This is a genomic window from Halomonas sp. G11, from assembly GCF_001663515.1.
GTDB lineage: Bacteria > Pseudomonadota > Gammaproteobacteria > Pseudomonadales > Halomonadaceae > Vreelandella.
Genome location: NZ_LYXG01000006.1, coordinates 57,915 through 75,966, shown reverse-complemented (window position 1 = coordinate 75,966; position 18,052 = coordinate 57,915). Strand labels below are relative to the sequence as shown.

At 61.0% G+C, this 18,052-nt stretch carries 17 protein-coding genes; 8 read left to right on the top strand and 9 right to left on the bottom strand.

What is annotated here, in order from left to right; all coding sequences use genetic code 11:
* Positions 1-2: 2 nt before the first annotated feature.
* The 6 genes from ADS46_RS03800 to ADS46_RS03775 all read right to left on the bottom strand — a co-directional run bounded on the left by ADS46_RS03800 (position 3) and on the right by ADS46_RS03775 (position 6,705).
* Complete coding sequence (locus ADS46_RS03800; protein WP_066316449.1) at positions 3-953, bottom strand: AEC family transporter; 951 nt, start codon at positions 951-953, stop codon at positions 3-5.
* A 74-nt stretch (positions 954-1,027) separates the two neighbouring features.
* Complete coding sequence (locus ADS46_RS03795; protein ID WP_066316446.1) at positions 1,028-1,906, bottom strand: shikimate dehydrogenase family protein; 879 nt, start codon at positions 1,904-1,906, stop codon at positions 1,028-1,030.
* Entirely contained in the window at positions 1,903-3,789 is a 1,887-nt protein-coding gene (locus ADS46_RS03790; protein WP_066316444.1) for a bifunctional sugar phosphate isomerase/epimerase/4-hydroxyphenylpyruvate dioxygenase family protein, read from the bottom strand. Before ADS46_RS03790 ends, ADS46_RS03795 begins: the two co-directional genes overlap by 4 nt.
* Positions 3,790-3,817: 28 nt before the next feature.
* Positions 3,818-5,083 carry a TRAP transporter large permease gene (locus ADS46_RS03785; RefSeq protein WP_199825187.1) on the bottom strand — a complete coding sequence of 422 codons (1,266 nt, stop codon included), beginning with the start codon at positions 5,081-5,083 and terminating at the stop codon, positions 3,818-3,820.
* Positions 5,080-5,577 (bottom strand): TRAP transporter small permease, encoded by a 498-nt coding sequence (locus ADS46_RS03780; RefSeq protein WP_066316440.1) that lies wholly within the window; start codon positions 5,575-5,577, stop codon positions 5,080-5,082. The genes ADS46_RS03785 and ADS46_RS03780 overlap by 4 nt, the downstream gene beginning before the upstream one ends.
* Before the next feature lie 87 nt (positions 5,578-5,664).
* The gene (locus ADS46_RS03775) at positions 5,665-6,705 is read right to left on the bottom strand and encodes a DctP family TRAP transporter solute-binding subunit (RefSeq protein ID WP_066316437.1); all 1,041 of its coding nucleotides are present in this window, start codon (positions 6,703-6,705) and stop codon (positions 5,665-5,667) included.
* Positions 6,706-6,873: 168 nt separating this feature from the next.
* On the opposite strand from ADS46_RS03775, the gene ADS46_RS03770 reads away from it, so the two are divergent.
* The 8 genes from ADS46_RS03770 (at position 6,874) to pcaG (ending at position 14,691) form a co-directional block, all read left to right on the top strand.
* A complete protein-coding gene (locus tag ADS46_RS03770) occupies positions 6,874-7,551 on the top strand; it encodes a TetR/AcrR family transcriptional regulator (protein WP_066316436.1) in 678 nt (225 codons plus the stop codon).
* Between the two features lie 180 nt (positions 7,552-7,731).
* Complete coding sequence (locus ADS46_RS03765; protein WP_066316435.1) at positions 7,732-9,069, top strand: class-II fumarase/aspartase family protein; 1,338 nt, start codon at positions 7,732-7,734, stop codon at positions 9,067-9,069.
* Between the two features lie 177 nt (positions 9,070-9,246).
* Positions 9,247-10,068 carry a CoA transferase subunit A gene (locus ADS46_RS03760; protein WP_066316433.1) on the top strand — a complete coding sequence of 274 codons (822 nt, stop codon included), beginning with the start codon at positions 9,247-9,249 and terminating at the stop codon, positions 10,066-10,068.
* Positions 10,065-10,838 carry a CoA-transferase subunit beta gene (locus ADS46_RS03755; RefSeq protein WP_066316431.1) on the top strand — a complete coding sequence of 258 codons (774 nt, stop codon included), beginning with the start codon at positions 10,065-10,067 and terminating at the stop codon, positions 10,836-10,838. Before ADS46_RS03760 ends, ADS46_RS03755 begins: the two co-directional genes overlap by 4 nt.
* 25 nt (positions 10,839-10,863) lie before the next feature.
* Positions 10,864-12,066 carry a 3-oxoadipyl-CoA thiolase gene (gene pcaF, locus ADS46_RS03750; protein ID WP_066316541.1) on the top strand — a complete coding sequence of 401 codons (1,203 nt, stop codon included), beginning with the start codon at positions 10,864-10,866 and terminating at the stop codon, positions 12,064-12,066.
* Between the two features lie 11 nt (positions 12,067-12,077).
* Entirely contained in the window at positions 12,078-13,274 is a 1,197-nt protein-coding gene (locus tag ADS46_RS03745; protein WP_066316428.1) for an alpha/beta fold hydrolase, read from the top strand.
* Positions 13,275-13,307: 33 nt separating this feature from the next.
* Positions 13,308-14,030 carry a protocatechuate 3,4-dioxygenase subunit beta gene (gene pcaH, locus ADS46_RS03740; RefSeq protein ID WP_066316427.1) on the top strand — a complete coding sequence of 241 codons (723 nt, stop codon included), beginning with the start codon at positions 13,308-13,310 and terminating at the stop codon, positions 14,028-14,030.
* Positions 14,031-14,046: 16 nt separating this feature from the next.
* The gene (pcaG, locus tag ADS46_RS03735) at positions 14,047-14,691 is read left to right on the top strand and encodes a protocatechuate 3,4-dioxygenase subunit alpha (RefSeq protein ID WP_199825186.1); all 645 of its coding nucleotides are present in this window, start codon (positions 14,047-14,049) and stop codon (positions 14,689-14,691) included.
* A gap of 90 nt (positions 14,692-14,781) precedes the next feature.
* Here the strand turns inward: pcaG and ADS46_RS03730 are convergent, their stop codons facing one another.
* The 3 genes from ADS46_RS03730 to ADS46_RS03720 form a co-directional block, all read right to left on the bottom strand.
* Positions 14,782-15,804 (bottom strand): TRAP transporter substrate-binding protein, encoded by a 1,023-nt coding sequence (locus ADS46_RS03730; RefSeq protein ID WP_066316425.1) that lies wholly within the window; start codon positions 15,802-15,804, stop codon positions 14,782-14,784.
* A gap of 72 nt (positions 15,805-15,876) precedes the next feature.
* Complete coding sequence (locus ADS46_RS03725; RefSeq protein WP_066316423.1) at positions 15,877-16,845, bottom strand: PDR/VanB family oxidoreductase; 969 nt, start codon at positions 16,843-16,845, stop codon at positions 15,877-15,879.
* Complete coding sequence (locus ADS46_RS03720; protein WP_066316422.1) at positions 16,842-17,885, bottom strand: aromatic ring-hydroxylating oxygenase subunit alpha; 1,044 nt, start codon at positions 17,883-17,885, stop codon at positions 16,842-16,844. Before ADS46_RS03720 ends, ADS46_RS03725 begins: the two co-directional genes overlap by 4 nt.
* Between the last annotated feature and the right edge of the window lie 167 nt (positions 17,886-18,052).

Genomic DNA, 18,052 nt, shown 5'->3' with positions numbered 1-18,052 from the left:
CCCTACACGGCGAGCAATCCCGCAAGTGTCATCCCCCCGATGATCAAGCTAAGCGTAAAGAAGGACGCCACCGTCGCCACCAGCATGGCGGTGGCGCTGATGCCACCGAGACCGTAGCGCTGACCGAAGAGTGGATAAATGCTGATCATCGGCGCGGCGGCGAACAGCAGCGCACCGGCAACGTAAATTGGCTCGATATCGGGGATCACAAGAAACGCCACCAATACTGCCAGGGGATGAAGGATCAGCTTGCCGATCACGATCTGGCCTACGTCGCGCGCCATGCCCTTGCCGCGCAGCCCGAACAGCGACCCGCCAATCACAAACAGCGCCGCAGGCCCTGCCGCGTCGGCAAGCATGTGGATCGCTTTATCAACAGGGCCTGGTATGACGAGCCCGGTCAGCGCAATCAGTATGCCCACCGCGAGGCCGATCAATACCGGGTTTTTGGCCAGGTTTTGTGCTGTCTGACGAACGGTTTGCCACAGGCTGGCGCCTTGCTGATTGCCCATTTCAGCAAGGATCAGCGCTGTCGGGATAATCAGCAGATTTTCAATCAGCATATTGAGCGCCAGGAGCACCGCGGCGGGGGAGCCGATGACCATGGCGGCCACCGGGTAACCGACAAAACCGCTATTGGCCGCGGCCATGCCCAGTGCCTGCATGGCGCTGACGTTGAGTGGTTGGCGCTGTAGCCGGTAGCAAAGCCACAACCCTGCGCTGAAAACGACGATGGAGCCCAGGCCGTAAGCGATCAGGTAGTCGAGTCTCAGTATCTCTTCCAGCGGCTGCTGGGTTAACGCGCGAATCACGAGCGCCGGGAGCGCGCAGTAGAGTACAAATACGCCCACCCCCTGCAGCTGCTCGCGCTGGATAATACCGCTCCATCTCGCTGCGTAGCCTACGCCAATCAGCAGGAATATGGGGGTGGTGATTCCCAGTATCGCGAGCATGGCAGCCCCTTGACGCATGAAGGCAGAGGATTAGGTTCGAATGGCGAATAATTGTACGCTATTTCGCCGTCGCTTCATGGCATGGAGTGAATAGAAGGCGCAACCAGCTGCTCTATGTAATATGTACGCAGCGGTATCACGTGCGGGTCGATCTGGTTGGCGGGGATACGCCCGGCGGTGAAAAAGCGAAACGCATCCACGCCCTGAAACACGAACAGATCAACGCCGGAAAGCGTTCTGGCGCCGGCCTGATAAGCGGCATTTAACAGTTCGGTGTGGGCGGGGATGTACACCGCATCAAAGACCCAGTGCTGGGCGCCCAGCCCGGCGGTATCGATGGGGCAGCCGGGGTGGTTGATATGGCCAATCGGCGAGCAGTTGACCACGCCCTGCCAATGGGGCAGTGCCTGCGGCACCTGCGCTGACGTGATGCACGTCGCGTGAATGCCCATGGCGTTGAGGTCGCGGCTGAGGTTTTCTGCCCGGGCGCGGTCATGTTCAAGAATGTGGATACAGCTGACCGCGAGTTCACCCAGCGCGCAGGCCACCGCACGGCCGACCCCTCCGGCGCCTATCAGTAGCACATCGCCCGCTGGCCGATCGCCGAAAGAGTGGCGGTAGGCGCTGATAAAGCCGGTGTAATCGGTGTTTTCAGCGCGCAGGCCGTCTTCATCGAAAAGTAGCGTATTGGCGGTGCCGACCCGGCGCACGCCCTCGCCGCGAATATCGGCCAATTGCGCGGCTTTTTCCTTGAAGGGGAAGGTCACGTTGGTGCCCCGGTAGCCCTCAGCGCGCAAGGTGTGTATGGCATCGGGAAAGTCAAAATCCTCGACGCCCAGGCTATCCACCAGATCGTAGCGTACCGACTCGCCCAACGAGGCGCCCAGGCGCTCATGCAAATCCGGGGATTGCGATTTGGCAATGCCCTCGCCTACCAGTCCGAGTTTGATCATGCTTGGGGGTCTCCCGACGTGTGGTCTGCTGTGTCTTGGGCAATGCCGTCAATTTCCGCTTCCAGGCGCTGCTGCGCGGTGACGCGCACAAAGGCATTCGGCGCGCCGAGCCCCTGATACCCCTCACGCTGCACCAGTTCGAAGAAGAACGCCTGACGGCCGGGCTGGGTATACAGCTGATGAAAGTCGCCGTCGCTGTCCTGGTCAAAAAGGATATGATGATCCTTCATCCACTCCAGGGTTTGCGTCGGCAGGTCGAACCGCGCGGCCAGGTCACGGTAGTAGTTACCCGGAATCGGCAGTACCGGCGTGCCTGCCTGCTGGAGCGCTGCGCTGGTTTCACGCATGGAGCTAGTGCGCAGGGCGACGTGATGGATCCCCGAGCCGCCGTACTGGCGCACAAAGCGATTGCTGGCGGTATCCGGCGAGGCGCTGGCGTTAAGCGCCAGGCGAAAGCGGCCGTTATGGTTCTGCAGCACCTGGCTCTGGATCAGCCCGCGGGGGTCGGTGACATCGAAGGAGGGCGTGGGCGCCAGCTGGAAAATGGCGCGGTATTGCAGCATCAGCGAGAGATAGTCGTGGTAGGAGAGCGCCACGCTGATATGGTCGATATCCACCAGCGACCCCTGAGGAACCGGCTGTACATCGACAGGGAACTCGCGGTCCCAGGTGCGGCTAAGCTGCGAGTCGTCGATGATATAGGAGAGGCTGCCATCCACATTGCGCAGCGCGCTCATGCGGTGGCTGGCACCCACCTCTTCAGGCTCGACAATATCGTAGCCCAATTTGTCAGCCCGCTTGAACGCCTCATAAGCGTTGCCCACGCGCAGGCCGATGGCGGTGATGGCGGTGGCGTCGCGCCCGGGCGCGCGGCCGGTGAAGCTCGCGTCAGTGTTGAGCACCAGGTTGACGTCACCCGCCGCCCAGCGTTCGGCGTTGAGCGAGTGGTGACGGCCCACGCAGGCCATGCCCAGCGCGGCAAGCAGCTCGCGTAGCGAGGCTAGATTGTCAGGCTCGACGGCGATTTCCAGAAAGGCGACCGACTCGATCGGCTGTGGCGCGGGAATCCCGCTGTCGGCCTGCATGCTGCGCAGCAAATGATACGAGCGCAGCCCGTCCCGGGCCGTCTGGTCGCTGTGACCCATGCGGAACACATCGTTGAAGATCTCGTGGGAGAGCGGGCCGTCGTAACGGGTTTCCTGCAGCATGGTCATGAAGCTATCCATGTGCAGCTCACCCTGGCCGGGGAAGCAGCGATAGTGGCGGCTCCAGGACAGGTGATCCATGGAGAGGCGCGGCGCATCGGCGGTCTGTACCAAGAAGATGCGATCCCCCGGAATACGGCCGACGGTGCCAAGCTCGGTCTGGCGGGAGAAAATATGGAAGGTATCCAGCACCAGGCCGACATTGGGGTGCGCGGCGCGGCGCACCACTTCCCAGCTGTCGCGGTAGTCGTGAATGTGCCGGCCCCAGGCCAGTGCTTCATAAGCCACGCGCAGATTACGTCGTGCAGCACGCTCGCCCAGCGCATGGAAGTCGTCGGCGGCGCGGCTCAACCCCGGCAGCGAATCGGGATGAACGGTACTGCATACCATCAACAGATCCGTGCCAAGTTCTTCCATCAGGTCAAACTTGTGCTCGGCGCGGTCAAACGCCCGCTCCCGCGCGCGCCCCTGTAAACCTTCAAAGTCGCGAAACGGCTGCAGGGTGACCAGCTTGAGCCCGCGGGCGCGAATCAGCTCGCCCGCCTCTCGCGGCGTGCCGGGAAACGCTGTGAGGTCGTTTTCAAACAGCTCAAGCCCCTCGAAGCCGGCCTGGGCAATGGCGTCGATCTTCTCTTCCAGCGAGCCGCTCAGGCAAACCGTGGCGATGGATGAGTACATGGCATCACGCTCCTTTGATTGATGAACATCAGTAGCCCGCCAGGCGCGGCAGGAAGGTGACCAGCTCGGGCACGAAGGTAATCAGCAGCAGGATCAGGAACTGCACGGCCAGCATGGGCAGAATGCGCCGGATAATGGGGCCCATCCCTACCCCAGAGACTGAGTCGGCCACAAACAGGCAGAGCCCCATGGGTGGTGTGATCAGGCCCATCATCAGGTTGAAGATCACCACGATGCCGAAGTGCAGCGGGTCGATACCCAGTGCCATGGCAACGGGGTGCAGAATCGGCACCAGTACCAGAATGGCGGCGATGCCTTCCAGAAACAGTCCCACCACCAGCAGTAGCAGTATGACGGCGATCAGGAAGGTCCATTGGGTGTCGATGCTCATCAGCGCCCACTCGGTGAGCATGTTGGGCACGCGTTCGAAGGTGAGCACCCAGTTGGCCGCCGCGACGGCGCCCATGATGACCATGATTACCGCGCTGTCACGCATGGCACGGGCGAAGATGCCGGGCAGATCCACCAGCTTGATATTGCGGTAGAGCACCACACCCAGAATCAGCGCGTACACCACGGCAAAGGCCGCCGCCTCGGTGGGCGTGACGATACCAGCGAGAATCGACCCGACCACAAACACCGGCATCAACGCGGGCAGCAGGCCGTGGAGAAGGGCGTGGCGACGTGACGGCTGTTCTGAACGAGTGGCGCCCAGGTCGCCGGCGAAAAAGTAGACGTAGATGGAAAGGCCCAGCGCCAGCAATAGCCCGGGTACGATACCCGCCAAAAACAGCCCCGGTACCGAGACACCCGACACCGTAAGCGCATAGATGATGACCGGAATGCTTGGCGGAATAATCGGGCCGATCACCGACGAGGCCGCCGTGAGCGCAGCGGAGAAATCGCGGGGGTAGCCTTCTTTCTCCATCGCGGGGACGAAGACCCGCCCCAGCGCCGAGGTGTCGGCAATTGCAGAACCCGAGAGGCCGGCAAAAATCACCGACGCCCAGATGTTGACGTGCGCCAGTCCCGCTTTCAGGCGGCCGACAATGGCAGTGGCCAGGTTGATAATGCGATGGGTAATGCCCGCTTCGTTCATCAGCTCGCCGGCCAGAATGAACAGCGGTATCGCCAGTAGCGGGAAAGACTCCATACCGCCGAAGAACTGCTGCGCGACGATACGGATGTGGTAAGGCAAGTCACCGGTACCCATCAGCACCGTCAGCGTGCCGAGAATGGCAAAGGCAAACGGCACCCCAAGCAGGATGAGAGCCAAGAGCAATATAAATATCACGATGCTGCCTCCTCATCGGCGTGCCTGGTCAAACGGCGTGCGCCCATTACCAGGGCAGAGACACTGAGCAGCCCGCCGCCAACCAGCATGGAGGCTTGAAAGAGCCACATCGGCATCCCGGTGCTCGACGATGTACGCCCACCGCGGGAGGCGATGAACTCAACCGCCGACATCATCAGGCCGATGCCGATCACCAGTACCGCCAGGTCGACGGCGACGGCCTGCCAGCGCACCCAGCGCGGCGGCAGCAGGCGGCGAATCAGGTCAAAGCCGATGTGTCTGTCCTGCAGGTAGGCCCAGGACATGCCGAACATCAGGCCATAGATCATCAGGTAGATGGCGGTGTCTTCTCCCCAGGTAATGGAAGCACCGACGGTATAGCGCGCAAAGGCATTGCCTGCGACCAGTAGAAAAATCAGGATCATGGCAAGCCCGGCCAGGCTGCCATTGAACAGGATCAGGCCACGATGTAGCCGGGCAAGAAGATGAGACATGAAAGCACCTTCGATCGTTAGTCAGGTACGCAGGGTCGCGGGTGGGCCTCAAGAGCCCACCCGCAAAGCGCTTTGGTCAAGCGGGGGTTAGAAGCGTGCGGCTGCATCTTCCACGGCGGAAGAAAGACGCTCGATCCACTCGGCATCATCGCCCAGCTCATCGCGCAGGTATGCCTGAACCGGTGGCTGAGCCGCTTCGCGGAAGGCCTCCATCTGCTCGGCGGTGGGCTGGGTGATTTCCATGCCCTCGGCTTCCAGCTTGGCGATACCCTCTGCCGAATTGAACTGCTGAATGGCACGGCCGGTAGTGCCGGCGACCACAGCGGCGCGTTTCACGGCGGCCTGTTCTTCTTCGCTAAGCGACTGGAAGATCTCATCGTTGATCAGGATGTGATCCACGCCGTAGACGTGGCGGTCCAGCGTGAGGTAATCCTGAAACTCGTAGAAGTTGTTGCCGTAAATCACCGAGATGGGATTCTCCTGGCCGTCGACCACGCCGGTGGCAAGCGCCGTCGGCACCTCACCCCAGGCGATGCCCTGCGGCTCAGCGCCCAGTCCCTCTACCATTTCCTGATAGAGCGGAATGGTTTGCACGCGGAATTTCAGGCCTTCCATATCCTCCGGTGAGTGGATCGGGCGCACGGAGTTGGTGAAGTGGCGAAAGCCCGTCTCGCCGTAGGCCAGCGTACGCAGGCCGGTCTCTTCCAGGCAGTGCTCGGCCAGGGCGGTGCCGAATTCGCCGTCCATCACTTCCCAGGCCACCGGCGCAGACGGGAAGGTATAAGGAATATCGGTAACGGCGACGGCTTCGCAGAAATTGGCGTAGGCGCCGGAAACCATTGAGATGGTGATGGTGCCATCCTGAGTACCTTCAATCAGCTCGGTCTCACCGCCCAGCGAGCCAGCGGGGTAAAGCTCCACGGTAAGGTCGGTTTCGGCTTCCACCAGGTTTTTGAACACCTGCCCGGCGGCGCCTTTTTTTGAGGTCGTCCAGTCGTCCGGGTCCACGTGGGCAAAGCGCAGCGTTTGCGCGGAGGCATGCGCCGCGCCGATGAGCGTGGCAGTGGCGATGGCAGCGGTCAGCGTGCGTTTCACGGACACGTTGGTGGTAGCGAGTGGTAAAGACATTGTTGTTGTCCTCTTGTCGGGCCGTTGTCATGGGGAGTGAAAAAGCCTTGAGCAAAGGCGTGCCAGGCCAATTCATTCTGTCCTTTCGAACAATGTACGAAATGGTACGTTCAGTCAAGCTGTGGCATACTAGACGAAAGACGACCACGACAATAAAAGGCATGCTCCATGACAGCGACTTCGGCTACGGCCAGCCCTAGAGACACACGGCGTCGGCGCAAGAATGACCCCGAATCCGTGCGCGCCGATATCCTCGCGGTAGCCACCCGCGAATTCTCCGAAAAGGGTCTTTCTGGGGCGCGGATCGATGAGATCGCCGAGAAGACCCGCGCCTCCAAGCGCATGATTTATTATTACTTCAGCGATAAAGAGACGCTCTACCTGCACACCCTGGAGGCTGCCTATCAGAAGGTGCGCCTGCAGGAAGCCGAGCTTGACCTGGATCACCTGGCACCGCTCGAGGCGCTCTGTCGGCTGGTGAGGTTCACGTTCTGCCATCACGCCAAGAATCCTGACTTTATTCGCCTGGTGATGATCGAAAATATTCACCACGGCCGGTTTCTGGCGCAGTCCGAACTGATTCAGTCGCTCAACGCAGGGGTGATTGATGTGCTTGGCGATGTCTATTCGCGGGGCGTCACAGCGGGCTGTTTTCGCGAGGGCCTGGACCCGAGGGAACTGCATTGGCTGATCAGCGCACTGTCATTCTTCAATGTTTCAAATCAGCACACCTTCTCGCGTATTTTTGACTGGCAGCAGGCGGCGCCGGAGAACCAGCAGAAACTGGAAGACCACGTTACCGATATGGTGCTGCGCTACGTACGGGTCGACCGGGAAGCGCCCTGATCGATGACGTAGGTCACCGCTCATGACGATGGCGGGCACGTCAGTGATTGCAAGTTAGCGTCTGCCTATTTAGCGTATAGTTCGAATCGCGAACATGTGTGCAAATTCGTTCCTGCCGAGTCGTGACTTTGTGAACGGTGCCGCGGGTTCTGAACAACGCTAACAGGAGGCTTGACGCCCATGCCGGCCGGATTTTTAAAGCACCCCTTCATGAGCCAGCGCGCCGTCGCTGAATGTGACGACGACGCCATGGTTCGCGCCATGCTGACCGTTGAGTTGGCCCTGGCCGAGGTTCAGGAAGCCAGTGGCGCCATCCCGCATGGCGTGAGCCAGCAAATGCGTGAACAGCTTGCGCGTGCCGACCTTGATGCCTCAGAGATTGCCCAAGGCATCGCCAGCGGCGGCAACGCGGCGATTCCCTTCGTCAAGCAGGGCCGTGCGCTGCTCACCGATGATCTCAAGCGCTACTGGCATCAGGGGGCGACCAGCCAGGACGTAGTCGACTCCGCGCTGATGCTGCTGCTCAAGCCACGCCTGGCAGCACTCGATGAGTTGCTCTTGCGCTGTCGTTCGGCCGCGCTGGCGCTGATGGAGGCACACATCGACACGCCCATGGTGGGGCGCACCCTGATGCAGCAGGCGCTGCCGATGACCTTCGGGGTGAAGGTGGCTCACTGGGCTATCGGTCTGGAGCAGGCGCGCCGCCGTTTATTCGCCGTCGAGCTTCCCGTGCAGTTGGGTGGGGCGGTCGGCGTTCACTCGGGGTGGGATAACCTCGGGCTTGAGTGGATGGATGCGTTAGCCGAGCGGTTAGGCCTGGCGGTGCCGGTGCTGCCCTGGCATACCGATCGCTACCCTATCCATGCCCTTGGCACGGCCCTGGATGCAGTCGCCGGGGCAGCCGAGAAAATCGCCCTGGATGTGTCGCTGCTCACCCAGACCGAAGTCGGCGAAGTCGCGGAACCCACCGCGCCGGGGATGGGGGAGTCATCCTCGATGCCCCACAAGCGCAATCCGGTACGCAGCGCGCTGATTCGCGGCGCGGCGCGGCAAGTGCATGGTCATACCAGTGTGTTGGTCAACGCCACTGCCCAACCGCTTGAGCGGGGACTAGGCGAATGGCACGCGGAGTGGGCGCCGCTTACCGAGAGCGCGCTGCTGGTCGAAGGCGCACTGGAGCAAGTGGCGGTGTTGCTTGAAGGGTTGGAGGTGAACACTACCAACATGCACCGCAACCTCGCGGCTACCGGCGGCGGCATCATGGCCGAGCCGGTGGCGCGGCTGCTGGCCCCCACGCTGGGCGTGGAACAAGCCAAAGCGGTCAGCGCGGAAGCAGCTGAAACTTCACGCCGGGAAGCACGCCCCTATTCAGAGGTACTGGCCGAGCATCCTGATGTGAAAGGCGCCGTTAACCCCGATTCGCTGCGGGAAGCCTGCGACCCCGCTTTATACCTTGGTAGCAGCGCCGCCCAGGTCATGCGCACCAGGAAGTGGCTCGCGTCCTCGTCAGCGCATTGAAAAACAAAGCGTTAAGTTCGGCTGTGGACGGGGCGATGGGACCGGGGGCGCGTTTAGGGGAGCCGCCGGGTTTGACCCAATGGGCATTCGGCAGTAACTTGTTCGTATAAAGAATCTATGTTCGCCTAACGAACAATTACCGATGAGTCAGTAATGTCCAGCTAAGAGGCACCCATCATGGCCGAGTTTCTCAGCCTGCATGACGCGGTAGCGCGCTTCGTCGAAGACGGCGCCACCGTGGCCATGGAAGGCTTTACCCATCTGATTCCTTTTGCGGCGGGCCACGAAGTCATCCGCCAGGAAAAGCGTGACCTGACGCTGATCCGCATGACCCCCGATATCATCTACGATCAGTTGATTGGCGCAGGCTGCGCCAAAAAGGTGATCTTCTCCTGGGGCGGCAACCCCGGCGTGGGCTCGCTGCACCGCCTGCGCGATGCGGTTGAGAAAGGCTGGCCGCACAAGGTCGAGATTCTTGAGCATAGCCACGCCGCCATGGCCTGCGCCTTTGAGGCGGGTGCCGCCGGTCTACCGCTGGCGGTTTTTCGCGGCTACATCGGCAGCGAGCTGCCCAGCGTCAACGACCAGATCAAGTTCATCGAGTGCCCGTTTACCGGGGAGCGCCTGGCCGCCGTGCCGTCGGTGCGCCCGGATGTGTCGATCATCCACGCCCAGCGGGCGGATCGGCAGGGCAATGTGCTGGTGGAAGGCATTGTCGGCGTCCAGAAGGAGGCGGTACTGGCGGCCACGCACAGCATCGTCACGGTGGAAGAGATCGTCGATGACCTTGATGCACACCCCAATGCCTGCGTGATTCCCGGCTGGGCCATCAGCGCCATTGCTGTCGCCGAGAAAGGCGCGCTGCCCTCCTACACCCACGGCTATTACGGCCGCAGCAACCGCTTCTATAAAGAGTGGGATGCCATCGCTCGCGATCGCGACACCTTCACCCGGTGGCTCGACGACAACGTTTACAGTGTAGGGGAGAACAGCAAATGAGTCTCGAATATACCTCTTCTGAAATGATGTCGGTGACCGCCGCACGGGCGCTGGAAAACGGCATGACCTGCTTTGTGGGCATCGGTCTGCCCTCGGAAGCCGCCAACCTGGCACGGCTGACCCATGCCCCCGACGTGGTGCTGATCTACGAATCCGGCACGCTGCAGACCAAGCCCGATATTCTGCCGTTATCTATTGGCGATGGCGAGCTGTGCGAATCGGCGCTGACCACCGTGGCGGTACCGGAGATGTTCCGCTACTGGCTGCAGGGCGGCAAAGTCGACGTGGGCTTTTTGGGCACCGCGCAGATCGACCGCTTTGCTAATCTGAATACGACACTGATCGGCGATTACAAAGCGCCCAAGGTGCGCCTGCCGGGCGGTGGCGGCGCGCCGGAAATCGCCACCAACGCCGGTGAAGTCTTCATCACCCTGAAACACTCCAAGCGCGCCTTTGTGAAAGATGTCGACTTTGTCACCACCCTAGGCTTTGGCCGCGACGGCAAGGGGCGCGACAACGTGCCCAATATCGGTAAGGGCCCCACCCGCGTCATCACCGACCTGTGCGTGATGAAGCCCGACCCTGAGACAAAAGAGCTGGTGGTGGTGTCGCTGCATCCAGGCGTGAGTCGCGAGGACGTCATCGACGCGACTGGTTGGGAAGTGAGCTTTGCCGAGCAGCTTGAGAGCACCCCAGAGCCCAGCGAGAACGAGCTGACGATTTTGCGTGAGCTCAAAGCACGCACCGAGCGGGCCCACGGGGGCGAATAAGGAGCTTGTCATGAGCAATGTCGAAATGAACGACGTCTATCTCTGTCACCCGCGTCGTACGGCTGTCGGTCGCTTTGGCGGTACGCTTGCCAGCGTGCGCCCGGATGATTTTGCCGCGACGATTTTCAAGGCCGTACTGGCGGAAGCGCCGACTCTCGATCCCGCAGCGATCGAAGAAGTCTTCATGGGCTGTGCCAATCAGGCCGGGGAAGATAACCGCAACGTGGCGCGCATGTCGTCGCTGCTGGCGGGCCTTCCTGCCTCGGTGCCCGGCACGACCATGAATCGTCTGTGCGGCTCAGGTATGGACGCGGTGGGTACCGCGTTTCGCGCCATTAAAGCCGGTGAGATGGCGCTGGCGCTGGCAGGCGGCGTGGAGTCCATGTCCCGTGCGCCCTACGTCATGGGCAAGGCCGACAGCGCCTTCGCCCGCGGACAGAAGATTGAAGACACCACCATCGGCTGGCGTTTTATCAACCCGCTGATGAAGAACGCCTACGGCGTCGAGTCCATGCCGGAGACCGCCGAGAACGTTGCCGAGCAGTTCGACATTTCCCGGGAAGACCAGGACGCTTTTGCACTGCGCTCCCAGCAGAAAGCCGCCGCGGCACAACAGGGTGGACGTTTCGCGCAGGAAATTACCGCCATCGAGATTCCCCGCCGCAAGCAGGAACCCCTGATCTTCGATCAGGACGAGCACCTGCGGGAAACCACCTTCGAGAAACTCGCTGGCCTGCCCACGCCCTTCCGCGATGGAGGCAGTGTCACGGCGGGTAACGCCTCGGGCGTCAACGACGGCGCCGCCGCCATGCTGGTGGCCAGCGGCGCGGCGGTCAAACAGCACGGCCTTGCCCCGATGGCCAGAATCATCGGCATGGCCACGGCGGGCGTCGAGCCGCGCATCATGGGCTACGGGCCGGTCCCGGCCGTCAACCGGCTGCTGGAACGCACCGGCGTAAGCCTCAATGACATCGATATTATCGAACTCAACGAAGCCTTTGCCGCCCAGGCACTGGCGTGTATGCGCGACCTGGGGTTGGCCGACGATGATCCTCGCGTCAACCCGAACGGTGGCGCGATTGCCTTGGGGCACCCGCTGGGCATGTCCGGTGCCCGCCTATTGCTGACCGCCGCCCACGAGCTGCAAAACAGCGGCAAGCGCTATGCGCTGTGCACCATGTGTGTAGGCGTGGGTCAGGGTATCGCGACGTTGATTGAACGCGTTTAACGGAGACCGTCATGGCATTTCATAGCATCAATGGCCGCAGCGTCGCGTACCGGCTGCTCGGCGCAGACGTAAACCCGCTGGTTGTGCTGGCGCACCCGCTGGGCATGAGCCAGTCGGTTTGGGACGATGTGATTCCCGCGCTGCTGCCCCGCTACCGGGTACTGACCTGGGATCTCCCCGGTCACGGTGCCAGCCAGGCGGTCAGCGGAGAACAGATCACGCCCGCTGATTTAGCCGCTGAGGCGCTGGCATTGGCAGAGCTGGCGGGCGCTGAGCGCTTTCACTTTGCCGGTACCTCCATTGGCGGTGTCGTCGGCCAGCAGTTGATTGCTGCGCATGGCGACCGCCTGCTCTCCGCGACGCTGACCAACACCGGCGCGGTGATCGGCAACCCGGAACTATGGAACACCCGTGCAGGCCGTGTGCGCCAGGAGGGCCTGGCGGCGGTGTCTGAAGAAATCGTGCCGCGCTGGTTTGCGCCAAAGGCGTTTGAGGCAAGCCCGGCGCTGAAAGCGGGCTGGTGCACCCAGATGGGCCGTGGCGACGATGAGTCCTACGCCCAGCTGTGTGAGATGCTTGGCCGCGATACGTTCACTGGAAGGCTCTCGGGTAAGAGCGCCCTTCATAAGGTCGTTCCTAATAAGGTCAAAGTACAGCTGTTTGGCGGAAGCGAAGACCTGGCCACGCCGCCCGCGACGCTGGAAGCCCTGGCGGCAGAGCTCGATGACGCACCGCTGGAGATTTTTGACAGTGTCGGCCATGTACCCTCGGTAGAAGCCCCGGCGCTGTTCGCGCAAAAGCTTCTCGGGGTGCTGGCAACGGATCTGGGCGATGTGGCCAACCACGGCGTGGCGTACGCGACCGGCCTGGAAACCCGCAAGCAGGTATTGGGAGAAGAGCATGTAGCGCGCTCTACCGCCAACGCCAACAGCCTGGATACCCCCTTCCAGCAGATGATTACCCGCCTGGCCTGGGGCGAGCTGTGGAGCAACGACGATTTAACCCGCCGCGAGCGCAGCATGATCACCACCGGGATTCTCGCCGCGCTAGGGCGCGAAGAGCTAACGCTGCACTTGAAAACCGCCATGCGTATTGGCCTAACGGAGGCGGAGCTGCGCCAGGTGCTCATGCACGTGGCGATTTACGGCGGCGTACCGGCAGCTAATCATGCTTTTGCCCTCGCTAAGGAGTTGGGCTGGGGCGAGTAGGCGAGTGATGTTAACGAACGAGAGGTAAGGGTGATGAGCAACGACAACAAACGCTTTGTAGCACGCGACCGAGATTGGCATCCGCCTGCCTACGCACCGGGCTATAAAACCTCGGTGCCGCGCTCGCCGCAGCAGGCGCTGGTGAGCATGCAGCAACCCACTGTGTCTGAACTGACCGGCCCCGATTTCAGCCATCTGCGCATGGGGCCCCATGATAACGACCTGCTGATGAACTTTTCACAGGGGGAGGGGCTGCCCCAGGGGGAGCGGATCATCATGCATGGTCGCGTCGTCGATCAGTTCGGCAAGCCCGTACCGCATACCCTGGTCGAGATGTGGCAGGCCAATGCCGGTGGCCGCTATCGGCATAAAAAGGACGCCTACCTGGCGCCTTTGGATCCCCATTTCGGCGGCGTCGGTCGCTGCTTGACCGACGATCAGGGTTTTTACCGTTTCCGCACCATCAAGCCCGGCCCCTATCCCTGGCCCAACGATGTGAATAGCTGGCGCCCGGCCCATATCCATGTCTCGGTGACCGGGCCCTCAATCTCTACTCGTTTGATTACGCAGATGTATTTTGAAGGTGATCCGCTGATTCCGCTTTGCCCCATTGTGCATACGCTCAGCGATCCTGAGGCAGTGGACACCATGATCGGCCGGCTCGATATGGCGCACAGTAAACCGATGGACTGCCTGGCCTATCGCTTTGACATCGTGGTGCGCGGCGAGCTGCAAACCTACTTCGAAAACCAGTAAGGCCAGGGGGATAATCATGCAACAACCCGCTATTCAGCCCAACACGCAGCCGACCAGCGAGCTGATGCTGCGCGAAACGGCGTCGCAAACAGCCGGCCCCTATGTGCATATTGGTCTGGCGCTCGCCGCAGCCGGGAACCCCGTTCGGGATGAAGAGATCTGGAACGAGATGGCCAAGCCTGACGCCGAGGGTGAGCTTGTCGAGATCGTGGGCACCGTGATCGACGGCAATGGCGACTTGGTGCGGGATGCGTTTCTAGAAGCCTGGCAGGCCGACGCCAACGGCAACTACCAGCCCGATTACGACCTCGGCAAGCCGTTCAATAGCTTCGGCCGTACCGCTACCACCTTTGATCACGGCAGCGAGTGGTCGCTGACCACCATCAAGCCCGGCGCGGTGAAACACCCCAGCGGTCAACTGATGGCGCCGCACATTAACCTGGCGGTCTTTGCCCGGGGGATCAATATTCACCTGCAAACACGGCTTTACTTCGATGATGAGGCTGAAGCGAACGCCCAGTGCCCGGTGCTCACGCGTATTGAGTCACCGACGCGCCGCCAGACCCTGATCGCCAGGCGCGAAGAGGTGGACGGCAAGGTGCGTTATCGCTTTGATATCCGCCTGCAGGGCGAAGGCGAGACGGTATTTTTTGATTTTTGATACATGCCTGAAGTGCATACAACGATGAGGGCAGCCAATATGGCTGCCCTTTTCAGTCTGGAAATAAGGAAGACGCCCTCTATCGTTACGTTACGCAGAGCAGCTTTGCTTTAACTCCATTGCGGCGTTGTAGATGTCGTTGGCAGCGCCGCCAATGTCCTCCAGGTAGTCATCAATGGTCTGCTGCAACACCGGGCCCCATTCAGGATCTTCCAGCGCGTCGTCGATGACGACGAACTCATGCCCTGCCTCGACGGCTTCTTCGCGCCCTTGGCGTATCATCTCGTCGTAAACTTCCGCCGCGCGAAGCGACCACTCCAACCCGCTGTGGTCATCAATCACCTGCTGCAAATCGGCTGGCAGGCGGTCGTAGCTGCGCTGGCTCATGGTGGCGAACAGCGAAAGGTCATACAGGGGAACTTCGGTATGGTACTGCGCCAGTTCGTTCAGCCGGAAGGTCTTCATGCCTTCCCAGTTGAAGCTGAGGCCGTCGACGACGCCACGCTGCATGGCGGTAAACACATCTGGCGCTGGCATACCCACCGCCTGGGCGCCCAGGCGTTCGAACATGTCACCCACCACCGGCGTAGGGCGGCGTAGGCGAAGCCCCTCGAGGTCTGCCGGTGTTTCAATCCGTTGATCCTTGGTATGCAGATAACCTGGGCCGGTCGTGAACAGGAACAGAGGGCGCGTGTCGGCGTACTCCTCCTCAAAGTGGCCTTGATCGTAAAGTGATTGAAGAATACAGGCACCCTGGCGTGCACTTGATGATACCCCCGGCAGCTCAACCACCTGGGTCAGAGGAAAGCGGCCCGCCGTGTACCCTTGAGCAGAGGCGCCAATATCGGCGATACCTTTCACGGCGCTTTCATAGGTCTTGTCTGATTTGGCTAGGGTCTGGCTGGGGAAAATTTCCACGCTCAACTGACCGTCGGAAGCTTCTTCGACGCTTTCCGCCCAGGCCTGAAACAGCTCGCGGTCGATCATGGAACCGCCCGGCCAGACGTGCGCCACCCTGAGGGTGGTGCTGGCTTCCACGGTGGAGGCGGCGAGTGACGCGGCGAACAGGCCAAACAGTGTCGCCTTGGCTAAGTGTTGGGACGGCTTTTTCATTGTCGTTATCCTCATATCTAGTCAACGGGAGTACGTTCTTGTGATTGTTCTTGTAAACGCTCTTGTGACGGCTTAGAGATCCAGCACAAGCGTTTTGCTCTTGGCTCTGGAGCAGCAGGGCGTGAACTGATCGTTGGCCGCGTGCTCATCGTCCTCCAGGTATAAATCCCGGTGGTCGGGTTCGCCTTCAAGCACACGGGTCAGGCAAGTGCCGCAGACCCCCTGCTCGCAGGACACCATGATCTCGATGCCATTTTCAGCCAGCACCTGGTGGACGGTTTTATCGGCGGGGACGGTAAAGGCGGCGCCGCTGCTGGCGATACGCACCTCGAAGCTACCGTCGTCTTCCGAGGTTGTCTCCGCGCCGGCAAAGTACTCGGTGTGCAGCTGGTCGTCTGGCCAGCCGCATTGTTTACCCGTCGAGATGACGGCATCGATAAAGCCGCCAGGGCCGCAGACGTAGAGCTGGGCATCAGCGTCTGGCTCACTGAGCAGTTTTTCCAGGTCAAGGGTTGGGGACGCGGCGTCATCGTCGAGATAGAAGTGCGTTCTATCGGCAAAACTTGATGCCTCGATGCGCTCGCGAAAGGCCATGCGCTCGGCGGAGCGCGCACAGTAGTGCAGCTCGAAGTCTGCCTCGGTGCGCGCCAACCGTTCTGCCATGCACAGCAACGGGGTGATGCCAATCCCGCCCGCCAGCAGATACGTTCGTTTAGCTGGCTTGAGCGGGAAGTGGTTTTTAGGGGCGCTGATGAGCAGGAGGTCGCCCTCTTTCACCTCATCGTGCATGGCGACGGAGCCTCCTCGGGAGGCTTCGTCTCGCAATACGCCGATCAAGTAGCGATCCCGCTCCTCCGAGTGATTGCACAGCGAGTACTGTCGTATCACGCCCTCCTTGACCTGCACGTCGATATGAGCGCCTGCGCTAAAGGGCGGAAGCGGACGGCCATGAGGGTCGGCAAGCTCGAAGGTGGCGATGCCCAGCGCCTCCTCATGGCGAGCTTTTACCTCGACAATAAGCGATAGAGAGGGGTGGCTCATGCCGTTGCCTCCTGGGGTTGCTCGGCCTGCTCCTCTTTTAAGATGCGATCAATAATGCGGCGCGCTTGTACGCCCCCACCGTCAATATTGAGTTTCAGCAGTTGGCGGTCGGGGTATTTGAGCAGGTTGCGCTGCTGTGCCTCGAGCATCTCAAGGTCCTCTTCGAAGATCTTGCCCTGGCCCTCTCGAATCCTGTCGGTGAGCGCCTGATCTTCGGGTTTGAAGTTGCGGGCCATGCCCCAGAAGTACCAGATAGAGGTATCGGTCTCCGGGGTGATAAAGTCGACCACGATACTTGAGGCTTTGACATTGGCCGGTGCCTTGGCCCCGCCATTGCCTGCGTGGGCCACGCCGACGTCGATTAACACATGGCTGGGCGGGGTAAAGCGGCAGATCTGCCAGCGGTCTACGGGAACATCGTCGGCCAGCCCGTTCCCCTTGAGGGCGGCCTGCCAGAAAGGCGGCGCGGGTATGTTTTCCATTTCACGGCTGGTGACCACTTCATCGCCGTTAACGGTTGTTTCCGGCGCTGCCTCTTCTATCTCGGGTTGGCCAATGCTGGAGGCGTGCACATAGGTCTCATGGGTAAGGTCCATGAGGTTGTCGATCATCAGGCGATATTCACACTGAATATGGTAAAGGCCGCCGCCATAAGCCCAGTCGGGGTTATTGGCCCAGTGCAGTTCGGGAATCAGATCGGCGTCAGCTTTCTCGGGGTCGCCGGGCCAGATCCAGATAAAGCCATGGCGTTCCTCGACGGGATAGGCGCGGTTGCTTGGAAAGCCGCGAACCCGCTGACCGGGCATGCTGTCGCATTTGCCGCTGCAGTTCATCTCGAGGCCGTGGTAGCCGCATACCAGCTTGCCATCACGGACAAAGCCCAGTGAGAGCGGCGCGCCGCGATGAGGGCAGAAGTCCTCCACGGCAGCAACGCGACCTTCATCGCCACGGAAGAAAACTAGTTGCTTATTGCAAATAGTTCGCCCGAGCGGCTTGTCGGAAAGCTCATCAGGGGTGCAGGCGACGTACCATGTGTTCATTGGATAGGGGGCTTGTTGTGTCACGGTCAACTCCTTCTTGGTATTGTTTATGGGTATCTGAATTTTTGTTATTGGATCCAAAGTAAAGGCTAGAAGGGTTTTTACCGTCAACCTATACTTTCGTAGCGTGCGCTGGTTCACCGCTAAATCTTGTTGATATGAGAGAA

Bases quoted from the DNA above. Each gene is read 5' to 3' on its own strand.
- ADS46_RS03775 (WP_066316437.1), bottom strand. From the start codon at position 6,705: ATGTCTTTACCACTCGCTACCACCAACGTGTCCGTGAAACGCACGCTG.
- ADS46_RS03760 (WP_066316433.1), top strand. From the start codon at position 9,247: ATGGCCGAGTTTCTCAGCCTGCATGACGCGGTAGCGCGCTTCGTCGAA.
- ADS46_RS03725 (WP_066316423.1), bottom strand. From the start codon at position 16,845: ATGAGCCACCCCTCTCTATCGCTTATTGTCGAGGTAAAAGCTCGCCAT.
- pcaH (WP_066316427.1), top strand. From the start codon at position 13,308: ATGAGCAACGACAACAAACGCTTTGTAGCACGCGACCGAGATTGGCAT.
- ADS46_RS03755 (WP_066316431.1), top strand. From the start codon at position 10,065: ATGAGTCTCGAATATACCTCTTCTGAAATGATGTCGGTGACCGCCGCA.
- ADS46_RS03780 (WP_066316440.1), bottom strand. From the start codon at position 5,577: ATGTCTCATCTTCTTGCCCGGCTACATCGTGGCCTGATCCTGTTCAAT.
- ADS46_RS03795 (WP_066316446.1), bottom strand. From the start codon at position 1,906: ATGATCAAACTCGGACTGGTAGGCGAGGGCATTGCCAAATCGCAATCC.
- ADS46_RS03790 (WP_066316444.1), bottom strand. From the start codon at position 3,789: ATGTACTCATCCATCGCCACGGTTTGCCTGAGCGGCTCGCTGGAAGAG.
- ADS46_RS03745 (WP_066316428.1), top strand. From the start codon at position 12,078: ATGGCATTTCATAGCATCAATGGCCGCAGCGTCGCGTACCGGCTGCTC.
- ADS46_RS03720 (WP_066316422.1), bottom strand. From the start codon at position 17,885: ATGAACACATGGTACGTCGCCTGCACCCCTGATGAGCTTTCCGACAAG.
- ADS46_RS03730 (WP_066316425.1), bottom strand. From the start codon at position 15,804: ATGAAAAAGCCGTCCCAACACTTAGCCAAGGCGACACTGTTTGGCCTG.
- ADS46_RS03800 (WP_066316449.1), bottom strand. From the start codon at position 953: ATGCTCGCGATACTGGGAATCACCACCCCCATATTCCTGCTGATTGGC.
- pcaF (WP_066316541.1), top strand. From the start codon at position 10,864: ATGAACGACGTCTATCTCTGTCACCCGCGTCGTACGGCTGTCGGTCGC.
- ADS46_RS03770 (WP_066316436.1), top strand. From the start codon at position 6,874: ATGACAGCGACTTCGGCTACGGCCAGCCCTAGAGACACACGGCGTCGG.
- ADS46_RS03765 (WP_066316435.1), top strand. From the start codon at position 7,732: ATGCCGGCCGGATTTTTAAAGCACCCCTTCATGAGCCAGCGCGCCGTC.
- pcaG (WP_199825186.1), top strand. From the start codon at position 14,047: ATGCAACAACCCGCTATTCAGCCCAACACGCAGCCGACCAGCGAGCTG.